The organism is Paenibacillus sp. PK3_47 (assembly GCF_023520895.1).
Lineage (GTDB): Bacteria > Bacillota > Bacilli > Paenibacillales > Paenibacillaceae > Paenibacillus_AQ.
In genome coordinates, this window is sequence record NZ_CP026029.1 from 985,823 (window position 1) to 998,254 (window position 12,432).

Below are 12,432 nucleotides of genomic sequence, written 5' to 3' on the forward strand. Positions count from 1 at the left end.
TATTAGGTCTGTTTGAAATGTTCATTTAAGCTCTGCAGCACATGTTCCAGCCGCATGCCTCTGGATGCCTTGAAGAGCACTACATCTCCGGCATCGCATCTGCTGATCAGGTCAGAGGTCAGCTTCTCTTTATCGGTAAAAGCAAACACCCGCCCGGCTCCGAATTTCTGTTCGGCAGCTTCGGCAATGTGGGCCGAGAGCGGTCCATAGGCAAATACCAGATCGGTTTCTGCAGGATCCAGATAGTTCCCGATCTCCCTGTGAAACTCTGCTTCATCCGGCCCAAGTTCCAGCATGTCCCCCAGCACAGCGATCCGGCTGCCGCCTGTTTTCATAGACTGCAGCACATCGATTGCCGCTTTCATGGAAGTGGGACTTGCATTATAGGCATCATTAAGAAGCGTGAGCCCCGAAGCGGTCTGAATGACCTCGATCCGCATGCCCGTAAGCTTAAGTCCTGTCAGCCCTTCTGCTATATTCTGCTCAGACACGCCGTAATGACGTGCTACTGCCAGCGCAGCGAGCGCATTGACGACATTATGCCGGCCTTGCAGCGGCAGTGTTAAGGCATTGTCCTGATGAAGGTTGCTGGTAAACGTCATACCTTCATTATGGGTCATCATTCCGGTCGGATAATCATCATTGTCTGCAGACAGGCCGAACCGGAATGTCTTGATATCCTCCGGTGCATGGAAGTTCTCCTCTGCCATAACCTCAGCGAGCAGCGGCTCATCCCCGTTGTAAATCAGCAGGCCGCCCCGCTTCAGTCCTTCGGCAATCTCCAGTTTCGCCCGGGCAATCTCTTTCCGGGAGCCGAGCTGAAGTAAATGTGACTCTCCTATATTGGTAATCACCGCGACATCAGGCGGCGCAAGCGCAGCCAGCAGGGCAATTTCCCCCCGCGAGCTCATACCCATTTCCAGAATGGCAATCTGCACATCTTCACTCATGGAAAGGACGGTAAGCGGCAGTCCGATATGATTATTGAAGTTGCCCTGGGTTTTGTGGACCTTATACTGCTTCTCAAGCAGGGCTGTAATCATGTCCTTGGTCGTAGTTTTACCATTGCTGCCTGTTACGCCGACAACCTGCGGGGCAATCTGGCTCAAGTAGGCAGCAGACAGCTTCTGCAGCGCAGACAGGGTGTCATCCACCAGAATGACGCCGCCTCCTTCAGGTGCCAGTCCCTTATCCCGCTGCCACAGGGTTGCTGCACTCCCAGCAGCCAGCGCCGCCGCGCTGTAATGATGACCGTCAAAATGGTCTCCGGCAAGCGGCACAAACAGGCAGCCCGGAGTGATTTTGCGGGAGTCGGTAACGACCCCGGCAACGGCTACATCCATATCTTCAGCGGAGGACAGCTCTCCCCCGCACATAAAAGCGATATCTCGCAGAGTTCTAGTAATCAATAGCTTCGGCCCCTTATCACTTCTTTGGCAACGAGGCGGTCATCGAAATCATGAACCACTCCGCCGATCAGCTGGTAGGTCTCATGACCTTTCCCCGCAATCAATACTACATCGCCGGGGCTTGCCATTTCAACAGCTTTTCTGATCGCTTCCCGCCGGTCGGGAATCAGCTCATAACGCTCCTCCGGCACTCCGTCCTCCGTCAGCCCTGCCTCGATATCCTGCAGAATCAGGAGGGGATCCTCCGTCCGCGGATTGTCTGAGGTCACGATCACATTGTCGCTGTATTTTGCCGCAATTTTACCCATTAGCGGCCGTTTGGTCCGGTCTCTGTCTCCGCCGCAGCCAAAAACGGTAAGGACCTTGCCGGCAGCAAATTCACAGACTGCCTTCAGCACATTTTCCAAGCCGTCAGGTGTATGGGCATAGTCCACGATCACAGCAAAATCCTGTCCCTCGTCAACGGATTCCACACGTCCCGCTACACCGGCTACTGACTCCAGACTGGTTTTGATCTCTTCAAGCGGCACATCTTCAAGAAGAGCGGCAGTAATTGCAGCAAGCGCATTGTACACGTTGAATTTCCCGACCATGCGCAGAGAGATATCGGCTTCCCCTTTAAACGTATCCACATGGAAAAATGTTCCTTTGGCCGTAATGGAAATCTGCGAAGCTCTTACATTCGCGCTGTTGTCTATGCCATATGTAATCACTTCCGCTGCAGTCTGGGCGGCGTAATAGGCGCTTGCCGCATCATCCGCATTAAGCACGGCATATTTGCGGTCTTCCTTCCATGGGGAGATCACATTGCCCAGGCGTGAGAAGAATAAACCTTTAACAGCACGGTACTCTTCCATCGTATGATGGTAGTCCAAATGATCCTGGGTCAGGTTTGTAAAAATGGCTGTTCGGTAATCCGTCCCCTTTACCCGTCCTTGCTGCAGCGCATGGGAAGATACCTCCATCACACAGCACTGTACGCCTTTTGCAGCCATATCATGCAGTGTCCGCTGCAGTTCAAGCGATTCCTGGGTCGTACCGGACATGGGATAGTTCTGCCCGTCATAACGCATTTGAATCGTCCCGATCAGCCCGGTCTTTACTCCATGATCCTCCATAATCCGTTCGATCAGATAGGTGGTTGTAGTTTTGCCATTGGTTCCGGTAACCCCGATCATCTTCATCCGGCTGCTGGGCGAACCGAAGAAGGCATTGGATAACACCGACATTGCGTACCGGCTGTCGTCCACTATAATCTGCGGAAGATCAATATCCAGCTTACGCTCACAGACGAGCGCCGATGCGCCTTGTGCAGCAGCCTGCGGTGCATAGTCATGACCGTCCACTGTATGACCCGGGAGACAGATGAACAGGTCGCCCGGTTTTACTTTGCGGGAATCCGTCTGAAGATCCGTAATCTCTGTCTCGCCCTCCCCGTAAAGCCGCGCAGCTGCAAGACAGGAAGATAGTTCATTAACTTTCATAGCAATCCCTCACTCTACTTTGTCAGATGCATTCTCTTGTAAATATTATTCACTGGAAGCTCCCATATATATCCGGATGGTCGAACCCTGCTCTACCCTTGCTCCCGCTTTGGGAGCTTGATTAATTACCGTATTACCGGTACCCGAACGGACAAGGGAAAAATTCATGTTGAGATCCTCATAAATGTCCTGTACTGTAGCTCCGGTAAGATCCGGAACCGTCACAATCGGAGTCTCGCCGTACTTATAAGTTTTGGGGAGCTGGTCTTTGCGTTCCGGAACCTTCAGCACGTGAAGCGCATCCTCCAAAATGTTCTGTACGATTGGAGCTGCAACCACCCCTCCGAACTGGATGCCTTTCGGGTTATCCACCGCCGTATAGACCACGATTTGCGGATCATCTGCTGGTGCAAAGCCGATAAAGGATACAATATGCTCTGTCGCAGAATAACGTCCGTTGATGACTTTTTGTGCCGTCCCTGTCTTGCCTCCCACACGGTAACCGTCAATAAATGCCGGCCTTCCCGTGCCTTTGGCAACTACGCTCTCAAGGGCAGCACGCACCTTTTTCGAGGTCTCCTCCGAAATAACCTGCCGCACCATTTCAGGCTCCACTTGCGATACGGTCTGTCCCGTTTCCGGGTTTATCCATGCCTTGGCAACATGGGGGGTATACAATTTCCCGCCATTAATCGCCGCGGACACCGCTGCGATCTGCTGAAGGGGAGTGACCGATACGCCCTGGCCGAAGGCCGTCGTAGCCAGCTCCACCGGACCAACCTGTGAAAGCTTGAACAGGATGCCGCTGGCCTCACCGTTCAGATCAATGCCTGTTTTTGCGCCAAAGCCGAAGTTGCGGATGTACTGGAATAAGGAATCCTTCCCGAGACGCTGCCCCAGTGCCACAAATCCCGGATTGCAGGAGTTCTCCACCACTTCAAGGAAGGTTTGGCTGCCATGGCCGCCCTTCTTCCAGCAGCGCAGCTTGGCTCCGCCGACCTCAACATAACCCGGATCAAAAAAATGCTCGTTCATCAGATCAACCTTGCCCTCTTCCAGTGCAGCAGCGAGCGTTATGATCTTGAAGGTGGAACCCGGCTCGTATGTCATCCAAATCGGCAGATTGCGGTTATATACCTTGGGATCATATTCTTTATAATTTTCAGGCTCATAGCCCGGGCGGCTTGCCATAGCCAGGATTTCACCGTTCTTCGGATTCATGGCAATCGACCAGGCACCCTGTGCCTGATATTTCACCATCGCCTGGTCCAGCTCCCGTTCCATAATGGACTGAATCTGCTTGTCGATGGTCAGCTGCAGGCTCAGGCCTTCCTGGGGCTCGGTATATTTCTCCGATGAACCCGGCATAAGCCGTCCCCCCGCATCAGACAGATAGGACACATTCCCGCCAATTCCCTTCAGCAGCTTGTCGTAAATGCTCTCGACTCCTGTAATCCCCTGATTATCGATTCCTGTGAATCCAAGAATATGTGCCGCCAGATCCCCATAAGGATAAAAGCGTTTGTTATCCTCAGCCACAACGATGCCCGGCAGCTGCAAATCACGGATGCTCGCAGCAAGCTCCATCGTAATTTTGCGGCCGCCGGGCTGTAGCTTCACCGATGACTCCCGTTTGGACATCAAAGCCGCCAGCTTCTCCTCGGTCATTCCGAGAAGCGGAGCCAGCTGCTGTGCCGTCTTTTGCTTATCCTTCACCTGTACAGGAACCGCATAAACAGTCGGCGAGCTGACATTATAAGCCAGCGGGGCACCCCCGCGGTCCAGTATTTTACCGCGTTTGGCGGTATAAGGAATATTGCGGCGCCAGGATTCCTCCGCTTTTGCGCTTAACTTCTCCCCCTGAAACAGCTGTACATAAGCCAGACGTACGGCCAGCGATCCGAACAATAATGCCAGTCCCAGCAGCGTCCACAGCATTCTGCGCCGGGTGATGACTTTTGAAACCTTCATTTTCGTTCTCCCCGCTTTCCCTCGATTAGACATGATCACTTATCTCATGACTATTCGGGACAAACAGGGCTTAGAACAAGCCTTATATACCTGCTCCTCTGAATCGCACTGCCGCTAATTCTGTTTAGTTGGTTTCCGCATCCGGATCGCTGCCCTGTTCTCCATCCTCCGGCACCGTAACCGGGATATCTTCGCCATATTCATTAATCGGATTCAGCGTCAGCGTTACAGTTGTCTTGCCGTTCTTGACGCCCTCGGTCTGTTCCTGGACATAGCCTTCTCCCTCCACGGCAATCCCTACTTTCAGAAGGTTAAGGATTTCCAGGGCATCGCGGAGTGACTGCCCCCTTAAATCCGGGATCACCAGCTTGTCACCCTGCTGGCTGAGGATATAAATGCGTTGGCCGGCAGCAAGCGGAGTATCCTTCTCAGGGTATTGGCTTACCACAGCAGCTCCGGTACCCACCGCTTCAAAGTCATAGCCTTGAGCCAGCAGAAGCTCTTTGGCTTCCTTCACGGTTTTGCCCGTAAGATCAGGCGTGGAACGCATGGCAGCAACTTCTGTCTTCGCTGTCTGTCCGCTGCTGTCCGCAGAACTTTCTTCCAGCTTAGGCACACCCATATATTGCAGGGTCTGGGATACAATCTCCTTGAATACCGGACCCGCCGCAGCACCGCCGCCAGCAGCATCCGCAGGCTCGTCAATGACGACATAGACTGCAATCTTCGGATTATCAGCCGGTGCGTATCCCAGGAAGGAAGAGCGCACCTTGTCCCGGTCATATCCACCCTTGCCGTCAGGTTTGATTGCCGTACCGGTCTTGCCTGCTACCCTGTAGCCTTCAATGTAAGCATGGCGTCCGGTTCCATGGTCAAGGTCGGCAACGACCTGCTCCAGATAGCTGCTGGTTTCCCTGGCGCTTTCTTCAGATATAACCTGACGCACTACCTGCGGCTGGGTTACGGTAGTTTTGCCCGTATTGGGATCGGTGATCTCCTTGACCACATGCGGCACCATCAGCTTGCCGCCGTTGGCGATGGCTGAGACGGCAGTCAGCTGCTGAATCGGCGTGACAAGCACTTTACCATGCCCGTAGGCAATCGTCGCATTCTCCGAAGCATTATTCGCTGTTGGATTGACGATTCCGCTGACTTCACCCGGCAGATCAATACCGGTCAGATTGTTAAATCCAAAATCGTTCACGTATTGCAGCAGCCGTTCCGGACCGAGCATTTCATAGCCAAGCTTGACGAAGGCTACGTTACTTGAACGCTTCACGCCTTCCAGGAAGGAGATTTCGCCATAACCGGCTCTCTTCTGGTCATACAGCGGCTTGCCGTACCCCTTGATGCGGATCGAACCGGACATGAAGGTTGCATCCGGATCGAACAAATTCTCCTCCACTGCTCCGGCAAGCGGCACAATCTTGAACGTGGAGCCTGGTTCAAATCTCGTTTTGATGGCATGATTGAAGAATACTCCGGGATCAGAAGCATAATTCCAGAACTCATTCGGATTAAAGGTCGGCATATTCGCGAGGCCTAGAATCTCCATCGTGTTCGGGTCAGCAGCGATTACCGTTATGCTCTTCGGCTTATATTCTGCATACGCCTTGGCCATTGCTTCTTCAATATAATACTGAATGGTGCTGTCGATCGTCAGCTTGAAATTGCTGCCATTTACAACCGGCTGGTACGTATCCTGCGAGTTTGGCAGCTTGATTCCTTTACCGTCACTTTGATAGAGCAGCTTGCCGTTGGTGCCTTTGAGCTGCTTGTCAAAATAAGATTCCATTCCCATCACGGCATTGCCGTCCCGGTCGGTGTATCCTAAGATATGTGCCGCACGGCTGCCCTGAGGATAATAACGCTTCTGTTCTCTTACCAGACCAACGCCGGTCTCGATAATATCGTGGCCTTCACGAAGCTTCTTAATGAAATCCTCTACTTTATTCTTCAGTTCTTCGTCGATTTTCCAGCCTTCGTTGCGGATTTCCCGGTTTTTCAGGTATTCGCCTTTCTCATTCTTGGCTTCCACCAGCTTCTTCAGCTCAGCAACCGGCTTGTCTAGCAGATCATGCAGTCCCTGGATGACCTCTTCTCCGATTCCCAGCTCGTTAATGACCTCAGGATCCACAACGACGGTATAAGCAGGCACATCGCTGGCCAGAATGTTACCGTTACGGTCTTCAATCGTCCCGCGTACCGCTTTAATCTCCGACGTATGCGCCCACTGCGCAGCCGCTTTTTCCTGCCAAAAATCACTCTGCAGAACCTGAATCCAGAATACCCGGACGACCAAAACAAGAAAAAAGAGGGTAATACACCCTCCTATAAACAGCGTGCGAAGTTTTATTCTTTTTACCATAAGCAAACCTCACAACCTCTATTGTTGTGCAGCTGCAGTCAGCTGCCAATTACTTGTCACTGCCGCTTGCCGGATTGTCCGCCGAGACACGGATGGTTTTATCCGCATCCGGAGTCACATATCCCTGCTCTTTAGCTCTCTGGGCTACCGTCTGCTCAAGCTTCTGCTTTTCCATCTGATAAATGCCAATTTGCTTCTTGTTCTGGGCAATTTCGCTGTCCAGCTTTTGCGCCTGCAGGTTCAAATCATAAATATGGACGTATCGTGATATCAGAGTCACTGCTACGAGCACAAATACGCCCAGTGTCAGCATATACAAAAGTTTCTCCTGCAGCGGAAGTCCATGCCGCCTGGTGACGACTTTTTTCTTCTCGCGGTAAAGCGGATTTACCTCTTCTTTTCTTTTCGGTTGAACTGCTAAATTGCCGCGGGTATAGGCCATCTCTGACTCTCCTTTATCGTCATTTTATAATTTCTCTGCGATGCGCAGTTTTGCTGAACGGGCGCGCGGGTTAAGCTCGAGTTCTTCCTCGGAAGGCACCAGAGGCTTGCGGTTAACTAACTTGACAGTGCCTTCTGCGCCGCATACACAAAACGGAAAGTCAGGCGGACAAGTACATTTGCTTAAATAGCTGCTGAAAATCTGTTTGCAGATCCGGTCTTCCAGAGAGTGAAAGGTAATCACCGACACTCTTCCTCCGGGTGCGAGACAACGCACTGCTCCATGCAGCCCTTCCTCGAATGCGCCAAGCTCGTCATTAACAGCAATTCTGAGACCCTGAAAGCTGCGTTTGGCGGGATGCCCCCCCGTTCTGCGCGCGGCTGCAGGTATACCTTCCTTGATCAGCTCGGCCAATTCTCCCGTACTCTCCACCGGCCGAACTTCTCTGCGCTCTACAATCTTCCGGGCAATCCTGCGTGAAAACTTCTCTTCCCCATACTGGAAAAGCACACGGGCGATTTCCTGCTCCGGCCATGTATTCACGATTTCGGCTGCGGTCAAGAGTGCGGACTGATCCATCCGCATATCCAGCGGAGCATCATGATTATAGCTGAACCCCCGTTCCCCTTCATCAAACTGGGGCGAAGATACACCAAGATCAAACAGGATTCCATCTACCTGCGGTACGCCGTCCTTCTTGGGCACAAACGGAAGGTCCCTGAGCACGTACTCAAGGTCGCGAAAGTTAGTTTTGACCGTCACAACCTTCTCTCCGTATTCGGCCAGCTTCTCTTTTGCGTTCTCCAAAGCCCAATCATCCTGATCCAGACAGATCAGCCGGCCTTGCCCGCTGAGCTTGGACGCGATAAGAGAACTGTGTCCCGCGCCTCCAAGCGTACAATCGACATAGATGCCATCCTTCTTGATGCGCAGCCCTTCTGTCGCTTCTTCCTTAAGCACCGTGATGTGGTGAAACAAGCTGCATCCCTCCAGGGCAGTATTCGAATTCTAAAAAAAAATGTATGTGTTATAGATCAAAATTGAAATCCACCAATTTCTCGGCAATCTCGTTGAACGATTCCTCTGACTGTTCGAAGTACTGCTCCCATAGCTCCTTGTTCCAGATCTCCACCCGGTTCGAAACGCCCAGAATTACACAGTCCTTGTCCAGCTTGGCATACTGCCGCAAATTACCCGGCAGATTCACCCTGCCTTGCTTGTCCCATACACATTCGGTCGCTCCCGAAAAAAAGAAACGGCTGAAGGCACGGGCATCCGATTTCATCAGTGAAAGGCTTTTGAGCTTTTGCTCCATGATTCCCCATTCTTCCATGGGATAAACAAACAAGCAGGAGTCGAGGCCGCGGGTCGCTACAAAGGAGCTTCCAAGCAACTCACGGAACTTGGCCGGAATAATGATTCGGCCCTTGTCGTCGATGGTATGCTGGAATTCCCCCATGAACATATCTTTCCCCACCCCTTGTTACCGATTCCCCACTTTACCCCACTTTACACCACCTAAGCATAATAGATTCGCCATCAAAAATCAAAAACCTTTTTCATGTACGAGGTAATTTTTTCTTATTTGTCAAGACATAAAGTGTTCAAATCCCATCGCACCCGTTTATTCTCCGGAATATAGCACAGCAAAAAGCCCGGCCAATGGTGCTGCCGGGCTTTTGCTGTGTAATGAGACAACGATTAGTCGTTCAGATTCCAGCTGTCCAAATACTCGACCTGTGCCGGAGTCAGGCTGTCGATTGAGATCCCCAGGCTCTCCAGCTTGTAGCGGGCTACCTGTTCGTCCAGATCGTAAGGAACATTTTCAACTTTTACACCAATGTTCTTGTAGTTGTCATTTACATATTTAAGCGAAAGGGCCTGCAGTGCAAAGGTCGTATCCATAATCTCTGCCGGATGGCCGTCGGCCGCTCCCAGATTTACGAGTCTGCCTTCTGCCAGCAGGTACAGTTTGCGTCCGTCCTTCAGCTGATATTCCTCAATATTTTTGCGGACCGTGCGCTGGGATACCGATCTATCCGCCAGCTCCGGCTTGTTCACTTCAACGTCGAAGTGCCCGGCATTACACAGGATCGCGCCGTCCTTCATCACATCGTAATGCTCGCCGCGGATTACATAACGGTTGCCTGTAACTGTTACGAAGAAGTCACCCTGTTTGGCAGCTTCCAGCATCGGCATGACATGGAATCCGTCCATATGCGCTTCAACAGCTTTGATTGCATCCACTTCAGTAACGATGACGTTGGCGCCGAGGCCTTTAGCACGCATAGCCACACCTTTTCCGCACCAGCCGTAGCCTACAACAACTACAGTTTTACCGGCAACAATCAGGTTGGTTGTACGGACAATGCCATCCCAGGCCGATTGGCCTGTACCGTAACGGTTATCGAACAAATACTTGCAGTAAGCATCATTGACAGCTACCATCGGGAACTTCAGAATGCCCTGCTTTTGCAGTGCCTTCAGCCGGATAATTCCCGTAGTTGTCTCTTCAGCACCGCCGCGGATATTCTCCATCAGATCCGGACGCTCCGAATGCAGCAGCGTAGCGAAATCTCCGCCGTCATCAATAATCAGATCCGGCTTGCTCTCCAGCGCCTTTATGTTCAGCGCCTTGAATTCCTCCGGTGAAGGATTGTATTTAGCGAATACTGTAATGCCGTCTTCGACAAGCGCTGCACACACATCATCCTGTGTCGAGAGCGGATTGGAGCCGGTAATCGTCACTTCGGCGCCGCCGGCCTGCACAACCTTTGCCAAATAAGCCGTTTTTGCTTCCAGATGAAGCGTAATTGACACCTTCAGCCCTTTAAACGGCTGCTCGGCTTCAAACTGCTCACGGATCCGGTTCAGCACCGGCATATGCTGGCGGACCCAGTCGATTTTGAGATGTCCCTCAGGCGCGAGCGACATATCGGCGACAATACTGTTTTGTTTCGACAATGAACTCATGATAAACCTCCTGGATTAAAAGTTTTTGAAGCCTATGCTTCATGGGGCATTCTTCGCAAAAACCCGCTTCGGAAGCATTCGCTTTTTTCCTACATATAAATAATACGGTGTGTCCCGCTGAAATCGGCAGGGATGGCCATCAGCTCATCCAGCCAGGCGAGGCCGTAGCGGTTCAGGTAAAACATGACATTGTATACTCTTTCCTGCGGTTTGCCCTGAGGCATCAGTGAAAGCTCAATCCGTTCCCACTGGCGGAGTGCTGCTTCATTCTGGTTCTCCATCGCATCCTGCGCCTTTCCCTGCAGAAAAGCAATCTGGTCCAGAATCTTCTCTTTATTGTTGCTGCCCAGCTTAAGCAGGCCTGCCTGTATACTTCCCAGCTGTTCAATGAGCGGCTCATACATCGCGGTAAAAGCATCCTTAACCTCATCAAACCGGCGTCCCAGCTCCAGTTCATCCTGAGCTTTCAGCCACTCTTTTCTTTTTTGTTCCAGACCCTGGTGCACATCACTAAAGGAGAGGCCGTACTTGTCCATATGCTTTTGCAGCGTACCCTCAATAATGGTAAAAGACATCCGCGGAAGAATCAGCGGCATCTGCCCCCCGACCACCCCGAATGCAGCCTGCGGGATAGCCCAATATGCGATTTCACCCTGGCCCAGAACCGTTCCCAGCACGGGCAGCACATAATCCTGCATTAGCGGGCGTGTCAGCACATTGTTGCTGAAGCGTTCCGGGTGATTCTCAAGCTCAGCCAGTAACTCTTCCTTTGAAAAAGAGACGCGTCCCTTGCGGTCAGTGAAACGTCCCCCCTCTTTATGCAGAAGCAGGCGCGCACCTCCATATATATAGAAGAGATTTGCATTGCCAGGGGTCACATCAGCCTGCAGTTCATACCCGCCGGCAGTTATTTCCGAAGCCGATTGCTTGTAAGCTGCCTCCAGCTCATCATTACGATCAATCAGTTCGGCAAAAAATGGCTGTTCCAGTCTGCGGAGAGCAGGATCGGCAGAATCCAGCAGAATCAGACCGAACCGGCCGAACAAGGATCCAACAAGCTTCGCAAAAGCATCGCTCATGCTTTCCGCTGAACCTGAGGATTTGCGGATAAACTCCATAATCTGCGGTTTAAATTCACTGTCCTGAAGCAATCCGTCCAGCTGCTCAACAATCTGCAGCCAGTCTCCTTCTTCTATAAGAATACTGCTGACAGAAGACCTCGGGCCTTCAGGTTTGTCCACTTTAATGCGGGTGACTTCTCCCGAACGGTTCAGTACAAAGGTATGATTCACTTCGTCCCAGTCATGATCCTCACCGGCGATCCAAAACAGCGGCACTACAGGACGGCCAAGCTGTTCTGCGGCTTCTTTGGCCGCAAGAATGGTGGTCATGGCTTTGTATATAACAAACAGCGGGCCTGTAAACAGGCCGCTTTGCTGTCCGCCGCTGACCACAAGCGTGCCCGGCTGCTCAAGCAGTGCCAGGGAATGCATGACTTCAGCATGGGAGTTGTGTTGTTCATTATAACTCCGCAGCACTGAAGCTACCTGAAAGCGGTCAGCCCTGCGTTCCTCACTGCTATCCAGCCAGTCTGCCCGGCGGGCTCTGCTTGCCTCATTTCTGAAATCCCCGCCGTACAAATGCTGAACCTTGTCATAATGGTATATATAGTCGCCTGCGAGCGCAGATCCGCCCGCGAGCGGTTCCGGTATTACGTTCATCTGCTAGTGCCTCCTGTTCTACTCTGCCTGCTATATGTAAACATAAAATTCTTAAACTCTTTAT

At 52.0% G+C, this 12,432-nt stretch carries 9 protein-coding genes; all 9 read right to left on the reverse strand.

What is annotated here, in order from left to right; all coding sequences use genetic code 11:
- Positions 1–2 precede the first annotated feature (2 nt).
- Positions 3–1,406, reverse strand: a complete 1,404-nt coding sequence (locus C2I18_RS04595) for a UDP-N-acetylmuramoyl-tripeptide--D-alanyl-D-alanine ligase (RefSeq protein WP_342760352.1) — start codon at positions 1,404–1,406, stop codon at positions 3–5.
- Positions 1,406–2,893, reverse strand: a complete 1,488-nt coding sequence (locus C2I18_RS04600; RefSeq protein WP_249900105.1) for a UDP-N-acetylmuramoyl-L-alanyl-D-glutamate--2,6-diaminopimelate ligase — start codon at positions 2,891–2,893, stop codon at positions 1,406–1,408. Before C2I18_RS04600 ends, C2I18_RS04595 begins: the two co-directional genes overlap by 1 nt.
- A 45-nt stretch (positions 2,894–2,938) precedes the next feature.
- The gene (locus tag C2I18_RS04605; protein ID WP_249900106.1) at positions 2,939–4,864 is read right to left on the reverse strand and encodes a stage V sporulation protein D; all 1,926 of its coding nucleotides are present in this window, start codon (positions 4,862–4,864) and stop codon (positions 2,939–2,941) included.
- Positions 4,865–4,988: 124 nt separating this feature from the next.
- Positions 4,989–7,232 (reverse strand): PASTA domain-containing penicillin-binding protein, encoded by a 2,244-nt coding sequence (locus C2I18_RS04610; RefSeq protein WP_249900107.1) that lies wholly within the window; start codon positions 7,230–7,232, stop codon positions 4,989–4,991.
- A 49-nt stretch (positions 7,233–7,281) separates the two neighbouring features.
- Positions 7,282–7,674, reverse strand: a complete 393-nt coding sequence (locus C2I18_RS04615; RefSeq protein WP_249900108.1) for a cell division protein FtsL — start codon at positions 7,672–7,674, stop codon at positions 7,282–7,284.
- Between the two features lie 24 nt (positions 7,675–7,698).
- Positions 7,699–8,652: a 16S rRNA (cytosine(1402)-N(4))-methyltransferase RsmH gene (gene rsmH / locus C2I18_RS04620; RefSeq protein ID WP_249900109.1), complete on the reverse strand. Its 954-nt coding sequence runs from the start codon at positions 8,650–8,652 to the stop codon at positions 7,699–7,701.
- 49 nt (positions 8,653–8,701) lie between these two features.
- Positions 8,702–9,139, reverse strand: a complete 438-nt coding sequence (gene mraZ / locus C2I18_RS04625) for a division/cell wall cluster transcriptional repressor MraZ (protein ID WP_249900110.1) — start codon at positions 9,137–9,139, stop codon at positions 8,702–8,704.
- Between the two features lie 236 nt (positions 9,140–9,375).
- Positions 9,376–10,647 carry an adenosylhomocysteinase gene (locus tag C2I18_RS04630; RefSeq protein ID WP_249900111.1) on the reverse strand — a complete coding sequence of 424 codons (1,272 nt, stop codon included), beginning with the start codon at positions 10,645–10,647 and terminating at the stop codon, positions 9,376–9,378.
- A gap of 89 nt (positions 10,648–10,736) precedes the next feature.
- Entirely contained in the window at positions 10,737–12,368 is a 1,632-nt protein-coding gene (gene bshC, locus C2I18_RS04635; protein WP_249900112.1) for a bacillithiol biosynthesis cysteine-adding enzyme BshC, read from the reverse strand.
- Positions 12,369–12,432: the final 64 nt, after the last annotated feature.